This is a genomic window from Bradyrhizobium sp. S3.12.5, from assembly GCF_040548225.1.
GTDB lineage: Bacteria > Pseudomonadota > Alphaproteobacteria > Rhizobiales > Xanthobacteraceae > Bradyrhizobium > Bradyrhizobium cytisi.
This window is the reverse complement of record NZ_JBEPRF010000031.1, coordinates 1-18,138: the sequence shown is the minus strand read 5'-3', so window position 1 is coordinate 18,138 and position 18,138 is coordinate 1. Positions and strand designations below refer to the sequence as shown.

14 protein-coding genes and 2 pseudogenes are annotated in these 18,138 nt (G+C 59.0%); 14 read left to right on the top strand and 2 right to left on the bottom strand.

The annotated features are described in order from the left end of the window. Nucleotides 1-45 precede the first annotated feature (45 nt). Nucleotides 46-228 (top strand): annotated as a pseudogene (locus ABIC09_RS33155) (transposase); the annotation flags it as partial. 202 nt (nt 229-430) lie between these two features. Here ABIC09_RS33155 and ABIC09_RS33150 read toward each other — a convergent pair. Beyond that, nucleotides 431-1,162 carry a cytochrome-c peroxidase gene (locus ABIC09_RS33150; RefSeq protein WP_502917725.1) on the bottom strand — a complete coding sequence of 244 codons (732 nt, stop codon included), beginning with the start codon at nt 1,160-1,162 and terminating at the stop codon, nt 431-433. Nucleotides 1,163-2,942: 1,780 nt separating this feature from the next. On the opposite strand from ABIC09_RS33150, the gene ABIC09_RS33145 reads away from it, so the two are divergent. Beyond that, nucleotides 2,943-3,449 (top strand): hypothetical protein, encoded by a 507-nt coding sequence (locus ABIC09_RS33145; RefSeq protein ID WP_354111889.1) that lies wholly within the window; start codon nt 2,943-2,945, stop codon nt 3,447-3,449. Nucleotides 3,450-3,756: 307 nt separating this feature from the next. Then, nucleotides 3,757-4,125, top strand: coding sequence for a helix-turn-helix domain-containing protein (locus ABIC09_RS33140; protein WP_354111888.1), 369 nt, complete (start codon nt 3,757-3,759; stop codon nt 4,123-4,125). Nucleotides 4,126-4,153: 28 nt separating this feature from the next. Here ABIC09_RS33140 and ABIC09_RS33135 read toward each other — a convergent pair whose 3' ends face one another. After that, the gene (locus ABIC09_RS33135; protein WP_354111887.1) at nt 4,154-4,756 is read right to left on the bottom strand and encodes a superinfection immunity protein; all 603 of its coding nucleotides are present in this window, start codon (nt 4,754-4,756) and stop codon (nt 4,154-4,156) included. Between the two features lie 726 nt (nt 4,757-5,482). Here ABIC09_RS33135 and nifD point away from each other — a divergent pair. The 11 genes and pseudogenes from nifD to ABIC09_RS33080 all read left to right on the top strand — a co-directional run. After that, a complete protein-coding gene (gene nifD, locus ABIC09_RS33130; RefSeq protein WP_354111886.1) occupies nt 5,483-6,985 on the top strand; it encodes a nitrogenase molybdenum-iron protein alpha chain in 1,503 nt (500 codons plus the stop codon). Nucleotides 6,986-7,066: 81 nt separating this feature from the next. After that, on the top strand, nt 7,067-8,626 hold the full coding sequence (nifK, locus tag ABIC09_RS33125) for a nitrogenase molybdenum-iron protein subunit beta (protein WP_354111946.1): 1,560 nt from the start codon (nt 7,067-7,069) through the stop codon (nt 8,624-8,626). Between the two features lie 117 nt (nt 8,627-8,743). Beyond that, nucleotides 8,744-10,387, top strand: a complete 1,644-nt coding sequence (gene nifE, locus ABIC09_RS33120; protein WP_354111885.1) for a nitrogenase iron-molybdenum cofactor biosynthesis protein NifE — start codon at nt 8,744-8,746, stop codon at nt 10,385-10,387. Between the two features lie 9 nt (nt 10,388-10,396). Further along, nucleotides 10,397-11,803 carry a nitrogenase iron-molybdenum cofactor biosynthesis protein NifN gene (gene nifN / locus ABIC09_RS33115; RefSeq protein WP_354111884.1) on the top strand — a complete coding sequence of 469 codons (1,407 nt, stop codon included), beginning with the start codon at nt 10,397-10,399 and terminating at the stop codon, nt 11,801-11,803. After that, nucleotides 11,800-12,195, top strand: a complete 396-nt coding sequence (nifX, locus tag ABIC09_RS33110) for a nitrogen fixation protein NifX (protein ID WP_354111883.1) — start codon at nt 11,800-11,802, stop codon at nt 12,193-12,195. Before nifN ends, nifX begins: the two co-directional genes overlap by 4 nt. Nucleotides 12,196-12,205: 10 nt before the next feature. Continuing rightward, a complete protein-coding gene (locus tag ABIC09_RS33105) occupies nt 12,206-12,676 on the top strand; it encodes a NifX-associated nitrogen fixation protein (protein ID WP_354111882.1) in 471 nt (156 codons plus the stop codon). A gap of 7 nt (nt 12,677-12,683) precedes the next feature. Continuing rightward, a complete protein-coding gene (locus ABIC09_RS33100; protein ID WP_027515606.1) occupies nt 12,684-12,884 on the top strand; it encodes a CCE_0567 family metalloprotein in 201 nt (66 codons plus the stop codon). A 13-nt stretch (nt 12,885-12,897) separates the two neighbouring features. Further along, nucleotides 12,898-13,182: a ferredoxin III, nif-specific gene (fdxB, locus tag ABIC09_RS33095; RefSeq protein WP_354111881.1), complete on the top strand. Its 285-nt coding sequence runs from the start codon at nt 12,898-12,900 to the stop codon at nt 13,180-13,182. A gap of 290 nt (nt 13,183-13,472) precedes the next feature. Next, the gene (locus tag ABIC09_RS33090) at nt 13,473-15,428 is read left to right on the top strand and encodes a prolyl oligopeptidase family serine peptidase (RefSeq protein ID WP_502917729.1); all 1,956 of its coding nucleotides are present in this window, start codon (nt 13,473-13,475) and stop codon (nt 15,426-15,428) included. A gap of 817 nt (nt 15,429-16,245) precedes the next feature. After that, nucleotides 16,246-17,364, top strand: coding sequence for a TlpA disulfide reductase family protein (locus ABIC09_RS33085; RefSeq protein ID WP_354111880.1), 1,119 nt, complete (start codon nt 16,246-16,248; stop codon nt 17,362-17,364). A 131-nt stretch (nt 17,365-17,495) separates the two neighbouring features. Beyond that, a pseudogene (locus ABIC09_RS33080) lies at nt 17,496-18,138 on the top strand (glutamate synthase subunit alpha); the annotation flags it as partial.

Here is an 18,138-nt window from a genome sequence, read left to right as displayed (position 1 = left end):
CTGAAGCCAACCCCATCACCTTCAACCGCGAACGCCACGCCCGCCATGACTGATGATACGATTCTGCCGTTCTCGTTTCCAGCCGTTCAGGCCAAGAAAGTCACAGCACCCTTCGATGGCGGGCGCCTGACCTCGAATGGGGGCGTGATGCTTCTGGCGATGGCCGAGCGGCGTCTCGGTTTGGCGGTCAAATTGGCGCGGGTGTTCCCGGATCCGAGCGATCCTTCAATGTCTTACCGGAAATGCTGATGCACAGAGCGACTTCGGCGGTCTCACAGAACGCGAATCCCTAATCACGCAAAGGCACGTCGGATACGGGCCAGGCGGCTTTAAAGCCCAATACGCGGTGTTCGAAGTCGATCCGGCCGCCTTGGTGACCGCGAACCGGCCCCGTCGGCGTCCGGAAGCACTCTTGGGTCCGGCTTTTTCATCACGCGAATGGGAAGTAGGCCTGTCCACCGACATTGATTCCATTGTGGCAGGTGGAGCACCCCTTCTCCATAAACAGCGCCAAGCCTGACTTCTCCTGATCGTTGAGAGCATGTGTATTGCCCTCCAGATACTGATCGAATGGGACCGCAGGCGTAATGAGAGTTGCTTCAAAAGCCTCGATTGACTTTGCAAAGTTTTCGAAGGTGACCGGTCTCGCTTCGTTTGGGAAAGCGTTTTTGAACAAGTCGACATAGCTGGCCATTGAGTTCAAGGTGTCGAGCACATGATCCGGAGTCGCATTCATTTCGGCACTCGCCTGCACAGGCCGGTGGCTTGCGCCTTGAGGTCCACGGCGCGTCCGTCCCAGAATTGCGCCGTATTGAACACTGCGTTGTAGACGGTGGGGGCCCGACGTAGGCCGACCTTCCAGCCGTGACCGACGGAGGTCGGACCGGCATCGACTCCGCCGGTGGCGAGATTGTGGCACGTATTGCAGCTGATGATCTCGCTTGCCGATAGCCGCGGATCGAAGAACAGCATCTTGCTGAATCGTTTCATGCGTGATTGGATTGTTCTTTACCTCAGGAATGACTGAGGGAATCGGATGGAAGATCTCCTTGGCGGTTCTCATCAGATCATCGTCGGCGTTAGCTCCTGAGGACATCAGCAGCCCAATCACGAAAACAGATGCTTCAGCTAAAAGCCGAAGCTCCCGGATCGATTTGTTCATACCCCACTCATCAGTTCTGATTGTTAATCTAGGGAACAGTCGACAGCGATGCGAGCCCCCGTTCCCTCGACGGGCCGGCGCAGCATGCACCGGATCTTCTGACGCGAGGCTGCATCAAACTGTGCGTGTCGAGGTGCTCGCTGCCGGCGTTCGCCCACGAAGCATTCGGCCCTTATTTGATTGGCGAGTTCGCTTTGAGCTAGATCACGACGTCGTGTTGGTAGATCAGACTAGTCTTGGTGGTCGATCTGACAACAACAGGTGTGCCGCAAAAGAGTAAGCTGTCCGGTGGTCGCATCGGTGCTCCATCAAGCGATTGGGTGGCCAATACGCTCCCGCAAAGCTGATGTATCCGTCTTACACCGCTGGTCGCACTCAGCGCTCACGGTGTTACTGGACAATAGCAACTGAGATGCCAGTTGCATCTGACGTGCAAGCTGCTGATTTAGTTGTAGAAGGAGTCCGGGCGAACAAACAAAGTCGGATGTCCTGGTTTGATGACTACATTCAGTGTCCCAAATGCGACAAGCGCCAGTCCCGGTTAGACACCATCGCGCAGGGACTTTTGTGATGAGATCAAATTGCCGGCTTGCGGGCCGCACGCATGACGGCGGTAATAAGATCTGCGCACGAGACACTGAGCCGAGGCGCCCAGCGGTTCGCATCGCTCACGATTTCGCCGAGCCCTGCCGACTAAAGTCTCTCCGACTCATGTCCGGCCGCTCTAGCGCGCCGCCGCCGCGAAGTCCCGCTCGTTTGTAACAGACGAGCCCCGAGTCTGAACATGGCTTGTCTTCAATCCCACCTGAGGTTCGCTGGCATGGCAATTGCTGATCTCAAATCGGAAAGGCGCGGTTGCCCAGAGTTGGATGGTGCGACCGTCCGATTACTCGTACTCCCATTCGACACCAGCTTGAGTGGGCGGCCTGACACCTGATCTGGCCGCGTGTTGGTTGGCATAAGATAGCCATTCGGCCACTCACGGGCGAACGGCAGCTTTTGAAGTCCTGCGCGTTGATGGCAAAAAAAGCTGAACTTCTGCAGAACGAGCCGTCACTTCGTGCTCTTGCGTTGAAAGACGTCGATACAAGAGAACATGCTGGGAGCAAATCGTTACATCATGTCCGCAGATGGCCAGATCGTGAGATCTCATCGGCGTCTTACCGAGGAAGGACGTGATTGTCGAGTTGTCCGTGGCTGGTTCAAGTTGGATACGGTATCCGTGATGACTTCGATTGACGATCGCTTGAATGAGATCAGATACGTGCGGAATGACATTTGGCGCTGTCGCAGAAGGCTTCAAAGCGAGCTAAGTGATCTTGAGCGTAAGATCCTCGAAGAGCGTCTGCTTGAACGTCAGTCTGCCTTTGAACGGCTCCTAGCGACCACGTTTCCTTTTACATTGACACTGAAGCGAAATTCGGGACCTGTGCCGCGGGTCATTGAAGCGGAAATGGCATCCGCCCACAGAACGCCTGCGCCTGCGTCAGGAGCGTAGCGCTGCGGCGCCGCGGGTCGTCGCACCCCTCGCTGCCGCTGAGCTGAAAGGCATCGGTCCATAGCGTTGGTTCACCGACGTGCTGGCTGCGCGCCGTGAGCGCCGCAGTGAAATGGTTCGGGCACCCATCCAGGGGCCAGGGGAAACCGCTCGCCTCGTTCTACGACACCGCGGTCACGGTGAGTGTCGTTCATCCGACAGAGCGATCGAAGAAGCTTGAATCGGCCGTAGCGTCAGATTGTACAGAGCAGGCGAACGATATTCCAGACCAGGTGCAGCCGCATGATAAAACCCGTTCTCGCTTTTCTGTTATGTTCCGCTATCGAGTTGTTCGGGCCAAGCACGGGCGCGGTTGCGGATACAAGGCGGTACGCGTGCACGATCACCGCCGCCGATCGAGAGCCCGTCGGAGTTCGGAATGAGCGGGTCGTTCTCACGGTTCAATATGGCTGTCGGATCGCGGATGGCATCTTGGGCGGCGCGGGGATTACAGCGGTGTCGGTCAGCGAGTGGGCTGCTGACAAGGGAACATACTTGGCGTCCCTGGAATTTCACCGCGCGCTGGAGGGAGTTGCAATTGGGCAACTCTCCGAGGCGACCGGCTTCTCTAGCTTAGAAGGCGAGCAAGGAATCGCGGTCGCAGCTTCCGGCACAACAGTATTCAACTTCGCATCTGGCTCATTGGCCGCCCTTTCAGGGAAGACTCTTAAATTTACGACCAAACTCACTGGCCTGCGTAGCTTCGAGTTGGAGTTCACAGATTGGCCAGAAACTCTTCTATGGAAGTGATCCGTGTCCTACGCTGATCTCAGCAGGCGCTCGGACGCGCGAATTACTGTCAATACTCTTAGCGTCATACAATACGTGCTCCCGGCCTGTGTGCCGTCCTCCAAGACGAGCACACCCGCAACAAATTGAGCTAAATCTCCGAAGGCACTCGAGCCCGGTAGAGCGTTCAAATTGACCTCCGCCCGAGCCGATCAGCAGCTCTTTAGAGCGCTGATCAGCGTCAGGACCGAACTGGCCTCGCAGAAGGGCATCTCTTCGGCAGCGCCTGCGCGACACCGAAGCTATCCACAAGGAAAAAGCCAGCCTGATGATGAGCGCGAAGAAGAAGCTGCCCGCCCACAGTCGGCGCTCCGGCAACATTTTTACTGGTCTCGGCCTGCCGAATGCTCAGGAGCACCAACTCAAGGCAGCCCTCGTCGTACAACTGAAGCGGTTGATGGCGGAGCGGGAGATCACGCAGACCGAAGCCGCGAAGCTGGTGGGCGTGAAGCAGCCCAACCTGTCCAAGCTGCTTCGGGGCCAGTTCAGGCTGGTTTCGGTCGTAAAGCTGCTGCGTATGCTGACAGCGTTCGACCAGGACGTCGAAATAACGGTAAAGCCACATCGGAAGCGCGGCAGAGCGGGCCGGATCACGTTTATTCCGGCCGAGGAGCTGCCGAAAGGGGAGGGGGCATGACATCTAACGCGACGGCGGCCAAAAGCGCTCATGAACCCACCCTGCAGTGCCCGATCTGCAACCATGGGATTGGGCTAATCGCCGTCCCTCTTTTCACCGAGACCCGCCAGCGGTTCCAGGAACACCTGGGCGAGCAAGGACGCGGAGGTCGGCCCGAGAGACCGAAGCGCTCCAGCAGGAGCGCGAGAAGGTCAAAAGGGGTCGTGAGCAGGCCGACGCGAGGGTGTGAACCGACTGGCGGCTGAGTGCAGCCAACTCGTCGCTTCAGAAGCGAGGAAGGCGCGCAATGCAGCTTGATGGACACGGCTGATTCCACCGGGCTCCCGCTCTTTCGAAGGCGAAGATCTCGGCTTGCAAGACGGGCGGCTTCCATCCGGAGCGCAGATCGTAATTGGACATCGTTGAGCCGGATCTCCGGCTGGAGTCTTCGCCAGGCCGGGTGCCGAATGCTGTGACCTGGCGGCCAATGCCGATTCCAAAGACAAATCAGCGCCCGCACGAAGAACCCAAGCCAGCCGAGCACGGCGGAGCCAAGGACGACGTTCAGGATGGCCAACGCCCAGGCGTAGTGATGCCGAAAATTGAAGGCGATGATGGTTGGCAGAAAATACGCCGCGGCCAGCGGGATCATTCAGAGCAGTCCGACGGACATGCTCATCAAGCGGAAAGCGCGCCGTTGGCAGCGATGAGTCCAATCCCGAAATGCCGGTGCTCGGTGATGTTCAAGGTGAGCGATGTCTCCTAGGCGATATCTTTCTTCGTCCCTGACTCAACCTTTAATGCGGCGAATAACCTATCTTTGGCGGCGTCGATTTCGCGGAGAGCGCAACTGATTGTTTTGTTTCAGACAGGGCGTTAGCGGGTACGCCTGTCGGTGCCAGACAGGGTCAGGTTTCCAACAATCCGCATCCTGCCAGCTATCTAGCTCTACAGACGTGGGTTTTTGTATTGAGCCAGCGCTGGCACATTCGTTGCACACCCCTGCGCAAGAGGCGGCTGTTAGCCCTTTGCATCAACATGCAGAGGGACACGCCCCTGATGGCAGGCAGTGAGTAAAGAAGCCGATATGACCAACCGCTGGAGAGCAGGCATGACTTCACCGAGACGCGTCGTGGTCAGCGATCCCGTCGACAAATCAACAGCGTCACACACACGGCGCTCGCAAGCGCTCAGCGGAGACGAACTACAAGATCGTGGACGACCGCTGCCGCATGATCCAGAAGGCCGCGAAGTTGCGATCGGTAGGACCGGTCACGGAGATTGCACGCTGTACACCTGAACGCCGGATCGGAAATCCGTCGGTCTATCGGAAAAGCGTCGCTTCTTGATTTGAGGCGACAATCGAAAGGAAATTTGTATGAGCCGAGCAACTACCCAGAGCGTCGCTGAGATCAAGGCGCGCAACAAGCAGCTAATCGATGAGGTGTTGAAGGTCTACCCAGAGAAGACCGCCAAAAGGCGCGCCAAGCATCTCAGTGTTCACGAGGCGGGAAAGTCGGATTGTGGCGTCAAGTCGAATATCAAGTCCATTCCGGGCGTGATGACCATCCGTGGTTGCGCCTACGCAGGTTCCAAGGGCGTGGTCTGGGGACCGATCAAGGACATGATCCACATTAGCCACGGTCCGGTCGGTTGTGGTCAGTACTCATGGGGATCGCGGCGCAACTACTACGTCGGCACGACCGGCATCGACACCTTCGTGACACTGCAGTTCACCTCCGATTTCCAGGAAAAGGATATCGTGTTCGGCGGCGATAAAAAGATTACCAAACTCATCGACGAGCTCCAGGAGCTATTTCCTCTCAACAGGGGCATCACCATTCAGTCCGAATGTCCGATCGGTTTGATCGGCGACGATATCGAGGCGGTCTCGAGAGAAAAGTCAAAGGAATATGGCGGCAAAACCATCGTGCCGGTGCGGTGCGAGGGGTTTCGTGGCGTGTCACAATCGCTCGGCCATCACATCGCGAACGACGCCGTTCGAGACTGGATCTTCGACAAGAGCACCCCAGAGGCCAGCTCTACATTTGAGTCGACGCCATATGACGTTGCGATCATCGGCGACTACAACATCGGCGGCGATGCCTGGTCGTCTCGGATCCTGCTCGAAGAAATGGGCCTGCGCGTCATCGCCCAGTGGTCCGGGGATGGATCTCTCGCTGAATTGGAGGCGACGCCGAAGGCGAAGCTCAACATATTGCATTGCTATCGCTCGATGAACTACATCTCACGGCACATGGAGGAAAAATTCGGAATTCCCTGGTGCGAGTACAACTTCTTCGGGCCGTCCAAAATCGCGGAGTCGCTGCGTAAAATTGCAAGCTTCTTCGATGACAAGATCAAGGAAGGCGCCGAGCGGGTCATCGCCAAATATCAGCCGCTTGTCGATAAGGTGACCGCGAAATACCGTCCGCGGCTCGAAGGCAAGACCGTAATGCTGTTCGTCGGCGGCTTACGTCCTCGCCACGTCATCGGCGCCTACGAGGACCTCGGCATGGATGTTGTCGGCACAGGCTATGAGTTCGCCCATAACGATGACTACCAACGCACCGCTCAGCACTACGTCAAGGATGGCACGCTGATCTACGACGATGTCACTGGCTACGAATTTGAGCGATTCGTTGAACACATCCGGCCAGACCTCGTCGGCTCCGGTATCAAGGAAAAATACGTCTTTCAAAAGATGGGCGTGCCGTTCCGCCAAATGCATTCCTGGGACTACTCGGGTCCTTACCACGGCTATGACGGCTTCGCGATCTTCGCCCGCGACATGGACATGGCGATCAACTCCCCGATCTGGGGAAAGACCAAGGCACCTTGGAAGGACGCTCCGCGGCCGAGCCTCATGGCGGCGGAATAGGAAAGCCGGCGCCTGGACCCTTTCTTCCGCGGAGGAGGGGAGGGGCAGGAGAACGAACACAAGAACCTAAAGAGTGCCATGATGACACAGAACGCCGAACACATACTCGACCACTCTGAGCTTTTCCAGGGAGACGAATACCAGCAGATGCTGGCCAACAAGAAGGCGCTATTTGAGAATCCGCACGATCCCGCCGAAGTCGACCGCATCAGAGAATGGTCCAAGACGCCCGAATACCGCGAAAAGAACTTCGCCCGGGAGGCGCTAACCGTTAATCCGGCGAAGGCTTGCCAGCCGCTCGGTGCGGTGTTCGCCGCGCTCGGGTTCGAGCGCACACTGCCGTTCGTCCACGGCTCCCAAGGCTGCGTCGCGTATTATCGCAGCCATTTGTCACGGCATTTCAAGGAGCCGACCTCGTGCGTCTCCTCGTCCATGACGGAAGACGCGGCCGTGTTCGGGGGGCTCAACAACCTGACCGACGGGCTTGCCAACAGCTATAACATGTACAGACCGAAGATGATCGCGGTCGCCACGACCTGCATGGCGGAAGTCATCGGGGACGATCTCAACGCCTTCATCAAAACATCCAAGGAAAAGGGTTCAGTCCCCGCGGACTACGACGTACCATTCGCTCACACTCCTGCATTCGTCGGCAGCCACGTTACCGGCTACGACAACGCGCTCAAGGGCATCCTCGAGCATTTCTGGGATGGCAAAGCCGGGACGGCGCCAAAACTCCAGCGCAAGGCGAACGGTACGATCAACTTGATCGGCGGATTCGACGGCTACACTGTCGGCAACATCCGTGAGATGAAGCGCATCTTCGAGCTGATGGGGATCGGCTACACGATCCTCGCGGATAACAGCGACGTGTTCGACACCCCCACGGATGGCGAGTTCCGAATGTACGATGGCGGCACCACACTAGAGGATGCAGCGAACGCAGTCCACGCGAAGGCAACGATTTCCATGCAGCAATATTGCACGGAGAAGACGTTAGCCTTCGTCAAGGGGCACGACCAGGAGGTCGTCGCCTTCAATCACCCGCTGGGCGTCAGCGCCACAGACGATTTCCTGATGACGCTGTCGCGTATTACCAACAAGGCAATTCCAAATGCGCTGGAGCAGGAGCGCGGACGTCTGGTAGACGCAATGGCTGACTCTAGCGCGCACGTTCACGGCAAGAAGTTCGCGATCTACGGCGATCCCGACCTCTGCTATGGCCTGGCCGCATTCTTGTTGGAGCTCGGCGCTGAGCCGATCCACGTGCTCTCGACCAATGGGAGTAAGGCCTGGGAGCAGAAGATGCAGGCACTGTTCGCGAGTTCGCCGTTCGGTAAGAACTGTCGCGCCTTTCCGGGCAAGGATCTCTGGCACATGCGTTCGCTTCTGTTCACAGAACCCGTCGATTTCCTGATCGGTAACACCTATGGCAAGTATCTCGAGCGTGACACTGGAACGCCGCTAATCCGCATCGGGTTTCCCATCTTCGATCGCCATCATCACCATCGTTATCCAGTGTGGGGCTATCAGGGTAGCATGAATGTGCTGGTCAAGATTCTCGATAAGATCTTTGATGAGCTCGATAGAAAAACCAGCTCGGTTGGCAAGACAGACTACAGCTTCGACATCATACGCTAACGCGAGCGCCCCGCCTCATCGTCCGCAGGAACAGCGGCGCTGTGGCGGGGATCACATGTTATCCGCCGGCCATCCTCTTGGTCTGTGCGGTGTGTTGACATCCCTGAAAGAGACACCATGAGTTCGCTTCCCACGATCATACAGGACGTCTTTAACGAACCGGGCTGCCCCAGGAACGCGAGCAAGTCGAAGGTCGAGCGCAAGAATGGATGCACCAAGCAGTTGAAGCCGGGCGGCGCCGCCGGCGGGTGTGCCTTCGATGGCGCCAAAATCGCACTGCAGCCCTTCACCGATGTCGCCCATCTTGTGCATGGTCCAATTGCCTGTGAGGGCAATTCCTGGGACAATCGCGGTTCCGCCTCCTCCGGCTCTGATCTGTGGCGCAGAAGCTTCACCACTGACATGAGCGAGACCGACGTCGTGTTCGGCGGCGAGAAGCGGCTGTACAGGGCAGTCAAGGAGATCACAGAGAAATACGATCCACAGGCCATCTTCGTCTACCAGACGTGCGTGCCCGCGATGATCGGCGACGACATCGATATGGTCTGCAAGGCGGCCTCCGCCAAATTCGGCAAACCCGTCATTCCCATCAATTCACCGGGATTTGTGGGGTCGAAGAACCTGGGTAACAAGCTCGCGGGCGAAGCACTGCTGGAGCACGTCGTCGGTACCGGAGAGCCGGATTACACCACGCCGTACGACATCAACATCATCGGCGAATACAACCTGTCCGGCGAGCTCTGGCAGGTCAAGCCGCTGCTTGATGAGCTCGGAATCCGGATCCTTTCGTGCATCTCAGGGGACGGCAAGTATCGCGAGGTCGCTTGTTCGCACCGAGCCAAAGCCGCGATGATGGTCTGTTCAAGAGCGATGATCAACGTCGCACGCAAGATGAGGCAGCGCTACGGCATCCCGTTTTTTGAAGGCTCGTTCTACGGTATTGAGGATTCCAGCGATTCACTGCGCCAGATTGCGCGCATGCTGATCGAACGTGGCGCGCCGGCTGAGCTGATGGAACGAACGCAAGCCCTGATCGCACGCGAAGAGACCAAAGCCTGGACTGCGATCGAACGTTTCAAGCCGCGCTTTGCCGGCAAGAGGGTCGTTCTCATCACCGGTGGCGTGAAGTCCTGGTCGATGGTGGCCGCTTTGCAGGAGGCCGGGCTCGAAATCGTAGGCACGTCCGTGAAGAAATCGACCGAGAAGGACAAGGAACGCATCAAGGAATTAATGGGCCAGCACGCCCACATGATCGAGGACATGTCACCTCACGAGATCTACAAGATGCTAAAGGACGCAAAAGCCGACATCATGCTCTCGGGCGGCAAGTCGCAATTCGTTGCACTAAAGGTGGCGACGCCATGGCTCGATATCAACCAGGAGCGCTGCCACGCCTATATGGGCTATGTCGGGATTGTCAAGCTCATGGAGGAGATCGAGAAAGCGCTCTACAATCCGATATGGGATCAGCTCCGCCAAGCCGCGCCCTGGGATGAGCTCGATTGGAAGCGTCAGGCAAAGACGGTTGCGCAGATGCATGCGCAAGCCGTTGATCCAGTTCGGGGCGCGAACACGAACGGCGTCAAGACGATAAGTTGTTCCAACAAAACTGAGATCGGCGATGGTGAGAGCGCGATTGCGGCGCATGGCCCGAACGTCGTCGAGCCCGCCAAGCCGTGCACCGAGTCCACCGCAAGGAGCCTTGCTTGTAAGGACATTTGTTCCGATCTCCAGCCCCCAGCGCTGCAGGCGGCTGAGTAGGAGAACGACATGGCGATCGTCACTGCCTCGAAGAAAGCCTGTTCGGTCAATCCGCTCAAGATGAGCCAGCCGATCGGCGGCTCATTTGCCTTCATGGGCCTGCGCGGCGCGATGCCGCTTTTGCACGGCCCGCAAGGTTGCGCCTCGTTCGGGCTGACGCTGTTCGTGCGCCATTTCAATGAAGCCGTGCCGATGCAGACGACCGCCATGAGCGAGGTTGCCACCGTGCTCGGCGGTCACGAGAATCTCGAACAGGCGATCCTCAACATCTACAATCGCGTCAAGCCCGAGATCATTGGTATCAATTCGACTGGCGTCACCGAGACCAACGGCGATGACGTCGAGGCCTTCATCCGGTTGATCCGTCAGAAGCATCCGCAGCTCGAAAAGCTTCCCCTTGTCTACGTCTCGACGCCGGATTTCAAGGATGCCTTTCAGGATGGCTGGGGCAAAACAGTGGCGCGGATGATCGAGGTGCTCGTGGCTCCCCTCGACGCAGGCGGACCGCGCGATGGCTCCCGCGTCAATGTGCTACCTGGCTGCCATCTCACGCCCGGCGATCTCGACGAGCTTCGCACGATCTTTGAGGATTTTGGGCTCAAGCCCTCCTTCCTGCCGGACGTTGCCGGTTCGCTGGATGGCCACATCCCCGACCAATTCACGCCGACCACGATCGGGGGCATTGGAGTGGACGAGATCGCGACCATGGGGCAGGCGGCCTGGACGATCGCGATCGGCGCGCAAATGCACCGTGCGGCCGAGATCATGCAGGCGCGGACAGGCGCGCCGTTCCGTCTGTTCGAGCGGCTCTGCGGCCTTATTCCAAATGACGAATTCATCGCGTTTCTGAGCGAGATCAGCGGCCGGTCGGTGCCCTCGAAATATCGCCGGCAGCGTGGACAGCTGGCAGACGCCATGCTGGATGCCCATTTTCATATCGGCGGCCGCAAGCTCGCGATCGGCGCCGAGCCGGACTTGTTATTCGATCTCTCCAGCTTCCTCCACGAGATGGGGGCGCAGGTAACGGCTGTGGTGACGACGACGAACTCACCGGTGCTTCAGCGGGTCAGGACCGAGGACGTCCTGATCGGCGATCTGGAGGATCTTGAAGAGCTTGCCAGGTCACGTGACTGCGACCTCTTGATGTCGCATTCGCATGGTCGCCAGGCCGCTTCGCGACTCAATGTTCCGTTCCTCCGGGTGGGCTTTCCGATGTTCGATCGCCTTGGCGCTGGGCACCTCACGACCGTTGGCTATCGCGGCACGCGCGATCTGATCTTTGATATCGCCAATCTGATCATCACCGACCGCGAAACCAACCATGGGCCGACGCCCGACACCTGGCCATCAGCTGCGGTGACCTGCAGGTCCATCCGCCCCAGTTGCATTGAGCAGGGAGAGAAAAAACACGGATGAAAGTTGCATTCGCCACTCAGGACTTGAAGCACGTCGATGCGCACTTCGGCTGGGCCAAGAACATCGCGATCTACGAAGTCGGCCCGGACGGGCATCGGTTTATTGAGGCAGTTCAGTTCAGCGGTGATCTCACCGAAGACGGCAATGAGGATAAGCTGGCGCCGAAGATCGACGCGATCAGGGACTGCGCAATCCTCTATGTTGCGGCGATCGGCGGCTCGGGTGCTGCGCGAGTCGTCGCGAGCAACATCCATCCGATGAAGGTGCTGCAACCAGAGCCCATCGACGACCTTTGCGTCAAACTCGAAGCCGTGCTGAAGGGGTCGCCGCCGCCCTGGCTACGGAAGCTGCTCACTAAAAGCCCGGAACGTACGGTGGATTTCGAATCCTGAAGGAAAGAGGATGCCCGATCAGTCTGAAATCACTCCAGCCGCCGCCGCGGCGGAGCGGCCATTTCTCAAAGAGCTCATCAAGATCTGGCGCGCCCAGGACACCCACGGCGCCTGGGAGGGCACGAAGGACCTCGACCTGCTAGAACCCTACATTCTCGATAAGCGCAAGCGCCGCGCGCTGCCGATCGTCGGCAATCCCGACCCCGACACGACATGGCGACTGCAGTTGTTCTTTGACGCCATTGCGCTCTCGATCGAGAAGGCGACGGGTGTGATGATCTCGCCAATGCTGAAGATGCATCATGAAGGGTTCGGCCGGATCGTGCTGATTGGGGGCCGGCTCGTTGTCGTGAGTAAGCAGCTACGGGACGTGCATCGCTTTGGTTTCAACAACCTCTCTCATCTTGCCGAGCAAGGCGACAAAATCGTCAGCAGTGGTGTTGAGATGATCCGCGAGTTCCCGGAAGTGGCGAATTATTGAGGCAAGTATGAGCGATGTTGAAAGCCTGAAAGCGGAAATAAAGAAGCTGTCGGCCAAAGCGACCCAGGCCAAGATGGACCTCCACGACCTCTCCGAGGATCTGCCTGTCAACTGGACCGCGATCCTGAGCGTGGCGCAGAAGGCCCACGACGCCTTCAGCGAGCTCGAAAGCAAGCGCCAAGATCTCCAGGCACTACACAAAGGATAACGGACCTCAAGCCATGTCATTCAGGACCCGCGACGGCCGCGATTGGAGGCCGGACTACCTGGTTTGGATCGATCCAAACAAGTGCATCGGCTGCGGCCGCTGCTACAAGGTCTGCGGCCGCGAGGTCATGACGCTGAAGGGCCTGAGCGAGGATGGCGAGATGATCGATCTCGATGAGGACGACGATGAGGTCGAAAAGAAGGTCATGATGATGAAGGACGAGGGGGCCTGCATCGGCTGCAGCGCCTGCGCCCGGGTCTGCCCGACAAACTGTCAGACCCACGCGCCAGCTGCTTGAACCGACGTTTCTCTCGCTATGAACAGGGGTGGTTTGTCAGAGACAAACGTAGCGGGAGATCCGGCATCGAGCGACGACATGTACGGCGCGAAGCCTTGAACCCCGTCGAAAGTGCGCGTCAATGCTAAGCTTGCAGTGAATCAAGGTCAAAAAAGGTGTGCCGTTGAAGTCGCGGATTGAAAGGCCAACGGCCTCGGCTCCAGATGATGATCCCTATCTATGGTTGGAACAGATCGAAGGCGGACGGGCGTTGAACTTCGTCGAGCGGCAGAATAGCAGAACGGGTGCGGGTGTTCGGCGGAGCGGCGTTCGAACGCGACCGCGATACGCTCGCAGCGATCTACGATCGTCCGGACAACATTCCGTATGTGGGACGGCGCGGCGGCTATCTCTACAATCTCTGGAAGGACGCCAACAACCCACGCGGGCTGTGGCGGCGAACCACGCTCGCGGAGTTTCGCAAATCCAATCCGGCGTGGGAGATCGTGCTGGATATCGACAAACTTGCGGCCAGCGAGGGCGAAGACTGGCTGCTGAGCTTGATCAGCTCGCTGCCGGGACACTCGCGGGCGATCCTGAGCTTCTCGCGGGGCGGCAGCGACGCCGTCACCTTGCGTGAATTCGACGCGGATACCAAGAGCTTTGTCGCCGACGGCTTTACGCTGCCGGAAGCCAAGGGCGGCGTCGATTGGCTCGATCCGGACACGCTGCTGCTGTCGAGCGCGCACGGCGAGGGCATGGTGACGACATCAGGCTATGCACGAACCGTTCGCCTGTGGCGGCGTGGCGAGAGCGTGGATCAAGCGCAGATCATCCTCCAGACCGCGGCCGATCATATGGGGATCTTCGGCAGCGTGGACGATACCGGCGCGAAGCCGCGCGCCTGGATCATCGACCAGATCGACTTTTTCAATTACGGCATCTGGCTGCGCGACGAAGCCGGCACCACGACGAAGCTCGACCTGCCGACCGGCATCTGGATGCAGGCGCATGGCGACTGGTTTGCGATGAAACTGCGCACAGACTGGCCGGTCGAAGGACGAACCTATGCCGCCGACGCCCTGCTCGGCATCTCGCTCTCATCGTTCCTCGCCGGCAGCCGCGACTTCACTTCTCTGTTCGAGCCCGGACCGCGGCGAGCGCTACAGGGTTTTTTCTGGGCCGCGGGCAAGCTGGTGCTGTCGATCCTCGACGAGCTGAAGCCGCGATTCGAGATCCGCACGCCATCCGCCGCGGGCTGGAGCCGCGAGACGCTCGGCGGTCTTCCCGAGATCGGCGTCGTCGATGTCTGGCCGCTCGATCGCCATTCGTCCGAGAGCAATGGCGACCTGCTCGCCAATGTGCAGGACCCGCTGACGCCGCCGTCGCTCTTGCTGATCGAGCGCGGCGTCGAAAGTCCGACGGTCTTGAAGCAGGCGCCGAGAACGTTCAACGCCGACGGCCTCGTGGTGTCGCAGCACGAGGCGATCTCGGTCGACGGCGAGCGCATTCCCTATGTACAGACCGGCCCGGCGGGCGAGACCGGCGATGCGCCGGTCTATATGAGCGCCTATGGCGGCTTCGGTCTCGCGGTGAAGCCGCACTACGATTCGTCGCTTGGCAAGCTCTGGCTGGAGCGCGGCGGCACCATCGTGCAGGCGAATCTGCGCGGCGGCGGCGAGTTCGGCACGCGCTGGCACGATGCCGGTCGTTTCGCCGGCAAGAAATTGTCGCATGATGATTTCGCAGCCGTTGCCGCCGATCTCGTGCGCCGCGGCGTGACGCAGCCAAGGCGCATCGCCGCGCAAGGCGGATCGAACGGCGGCATCCTCATCACCAACATGCTGACGCGATACCCTGAGCGCTTCGGCGCGCTGTTCTGCACCATCCCGCTGATCGACATGCGCCGCTACACCAAGCTGCTCGCGGGCGCGAGCTGGATCGCGGAATATGGCGATCCCGACAAGCCCGAGGAATGGGAGTGGCTGAAGACCTACTCCGCCTATCACAATGCAAAACCAGGTCAGCCCTACCCGCCGATCCTGATCGCTACCACACGACGCGACGACCGCGTCCATCCCGGCCACGCGCGCAAGATGGCGGCGAAGCTGCAGGCGATGGGCTACGAGGCCTGGTTCTACGAGCCGGCCGCCGGCGGCCACGGCTACGGCAAGGACAACAAGGAGCGCGCCGGCTTCCAGGTGCTCGGCTTTGAATTTCTGAAGAGCAAGATTGGCTGGCAGGACGGGGAGGCGTCACCGAGCTAACGCAATTGCCAAATGACATTCGTACGATATCGACCAGGGCGAGGGCGATCTGACCGACGTCCAGTCCTCCCGCACGACCGATTCGAGATCCTGGCGCTTGAACCAACGCATGGTGGAGTTAGTGTCTCGCCGGGACTTTGATAAGGACGGTTTCTCTTCACCAACTCTATGACCTCACTTGCGTGCTGAATCTCATCCCGGTGCTGCGCGTGATCTTCCAGGACTGTGACTGGACTGCGTCTTGTCTGCCCTTTAGAATGTATCCTCACAAAGGCTCGCCATTCAAAGTTCGAACCACCATTTGTAATTTGCGCAGACGCTCAATTCGGCTACTGGATTATCTTCCAGCGGCGGCAGCCGCGGTCGCACTTTCCTTAGGAAGCAGGAACACCGAGTAGGAGGAGCGCAATCAGACCAGCAGAGCGAGCGAGGCTCATACTCACAGCTATTTGCCGGTTCCGGACCCCGGCTTACGGCCGCGATCATCCAAACGTCAGGTGCGATCGTCATGATGGACGGGACACAAAACGCCACGGCTCGAAGCGCACAACCCGCGTCTGATGTCTGACATCGAACGAGACCGCCAGCTACAAACGCGCCGTCGTGTTGAGCCGCCGAGGGATTTTAGACCGGATCAGGTGCGTGATGTTCGTTGCTGGCGTTGGCACGGCCATTGCTGCTGGGATTGAGCACGGTGTCAGGGGGAGTGGATGCAGACGCGCTCTCTCGTTCATTGAACTCGTGCCCCGTTTCTTAGAGACAAACGAGCTTGCGCATACGATCGCGCGAAGGTGTGGGAATAGCTTTGGAGAACAACGTGATCCTTCGTATGGAGTCGCCAGCTCCTCCGATCAGGGTGGACAGCTGGGTACGTGGCGAGCCCCTCACCAACTTTAAGCTGGGTACGCTGTATATTGTCGAGTTTTGGGCGACTTGGTGCGGCGGATGTGGGGCGGAGATTTCCCATCTCGCGCAGCTGCAAGAGAAATACAACCATAGCGCAGTTGAGGTCATTGCAGTTGCAGCTTCCGAGCGAGGCTCAACGGCCGAGGAGGCGCGAACAAGCTTGGACGCGTGGTTGACCGAGAAAGGCTCCAAGCTGAAATTTCGGATCGCGTTCGATTACGCCGGAAAAATGAAGGAGCTCTGGATGGCGCCCAGTTTTTCTACCACTATCCCCACCTCATTCGTCATCGACCGCGACGGTCACGTCGCCTTTATCGGTCACCCGATGCAACTGAATGACGTGTTTTCAAAAATCGTAAATGGCACTTGGCGCACCAGCGATGAAGCCAAAGCCGCGGATGCGGAGCGAATCGCTAAAGCAGAATCTAAAATGCGCGAGAAAGCCCGGATGCAAGCGTTCTGGGGCAAACTTGGACCGGCGCTGAAGGCGCAGGATTCGTCGACGACGCTTTCGGCCGCTAAAGAGGGCGTCGCAGTGATGCCGGACGACATCAACGTTCGCCTCGTTCATGCGGATCTGCTCCTGCACAAAATCCATGACATGCGGACGGGGTTACCCGTTGTGCGTCAATTGGTTGGCGATGCGATCGAAAAACAATCCGAGTTGTGGAAGGTGCAAGCGATCCGCCAACTCTCTAATCCAGCGGAGGACAACTCTGATTTCCCGCATTCTGATCGCTTTGCGATGACCAAGGAGTTGGCCGAACACATCCTCGCGCTGAACTCTCCAGAAGGCCGCGGCCGCCCCAAGTTTCTGTCCTATGTGGCGGTCGCTCAGTATTATTTCGAAAGCGGCAACAAGGATCGTGCGGTCGAGTTAGTCGAGTCGGCGGTGAAGTCGCTGGACGGTCCGAGGCCAATGGGGGCTGAAGAGAAGGCGCACTGCCTGCGACTGTTACTTAACGCCTTCGCCAAGTACGAGGATGAGGAGGCAAAGCCGTTCTCGGGGACGGAGAACGTCTTGGCCTGAATTCTTGGCCTGAATTTAAGAAAATGCGGCTCGCAGCGGACGAGCGGTGGCCCAAAACCGGGTGCCGCGGGACGCCCAAGGTGCGCCGAAGATGGCGGTGAGGCAGCTTGCCGCATGGAGAGGACGAGGACATGAACGGGTCGCAATTCGAGCGCGCAAACATCGTGGCAGAAGAGCTGTCGGCGGTCGCCTCGAAAACGACCGACCCGATGACCGATTCGATTAGTGATTCGATTCAAGAGCACAATTCGCGCCCGCCGGCCGAAGGCCTCTACGATCCGAGCCTGGAGAAGGATTCCTGCGGCGTCGGCTTCATCGCCAACATCAAGGGCAAGAAGTCGCACGCGATCGTCTCGGACGCGCTCAGCATCCTCTGCAATCTCGAGCATCGCGGCGCCGTCGGTGCCGACCCGCGCGCCGGTGACGGCGCCGGCATCCTGGTGCAGATCCCGCACGCCTTCTTCAGCCGCCAGGCGAAAGAGCTCGGCTTCGCGCTGCCGGCGCCCGGCGAATACGCCATCGGCGCGCTGTTCATGCCGCGCGACACCGCCTGGCGCAACGTCATCAAGAGCATCATCGCCGATCAGATCAAGGCGGAAGGCCTGACCCTGCTCGGCTGGCGCGACGTGCCGACCGACAATTCCTCGCTCGGCGTCACCGTGAAGCCGACCGAGCCCGACTGCATGCAGGTGTTCATCGGCCGCAACGGCACCGCCAAGACCGAGGACGATTTCGAGCGCCGGCTGTATATCCTGCGCAAGTCGATCTCGCAGG

Coding starts and splice junctions, on each gene's coding strand:
- nifX (WP_354111883.1), top strand. CDS start 11,800: ATGAAAGTTGCATTCGCCACTCAGGACTTGAAGCACGTCGATGCGCAC.
- nifN (WP_354111884.1), top strand. CDS start 10,397: ATGGCGATCGTCACTGCCTCGAAGAAAGCCTGTTCGGTCAATCCGCTC.
- nifD (WP_354111886.1), top strand. CDS start 5,483: ATGAGCCGAGCAACTACCCAGAGCGTCGCTGAGATCAAGGCGCGCAAC.
- ABIC09_RS33140 (WP_354111888.1), top strand. CDS start 3,757: ATGATGAGCGCGAAGAAGAAGCTGCCCGCCCACAGTCGGCGCTCCGGC.
- ABIC09_RS33100 (WP_027515606.1), top strand. CDS start 12,684: ATGAGCGATGTTGAAAGCCTGAAAGCGGAAATAAAGAAGCTGTCGGCC.
- ABIC09_RS33135 (WP_354111887.1), bottom strand. CDS start 4,756: ATGATCCCGCTGGCCGCGGCGTATTTTCTGCCAACCATCATCGCCTTC.
- ABIC09_RS33105 (WP_354111882.1), top strand. CDS start 12,206: ATGCCCGATCAGTCTGAAATCACTCCAGCCGCCGCCGCGGCGGAGCGG.
- nifE (WP_354111885.1), top strand. CDS start 8,744: ATGAGTTCGCTTCCCACGATCATACAGGACGTCTTTAACGAACCGGGC.
- nifK (WP_354111946.1), top strand. CDS start 7,067: ATGACACAGAACGCCGAACACATACTCGACCACTCTGAGCTTTTCCAG.
- ABIC09_RS33145 (WP_354111889.1), top strand. CDS start 2,943: ATGATAAAACCCGTTCTCGCTTTTCTGTTATGTTCCGCTATCGAGTTG.
- ABIC09_RS33150 (WP_502917725.1), bottom strand. CDS start 1,162: ATGAACAAATCGATCCGGGAGCTTCGGCTTTTAGCTGAAGCATCTGTT.
- fdxB (WP_354111881.1), top strand. CDS start 12,898: ATGTCATTCAGGACCCGCGACGGCCGCGATTGGAGGCCGGACTACCTG.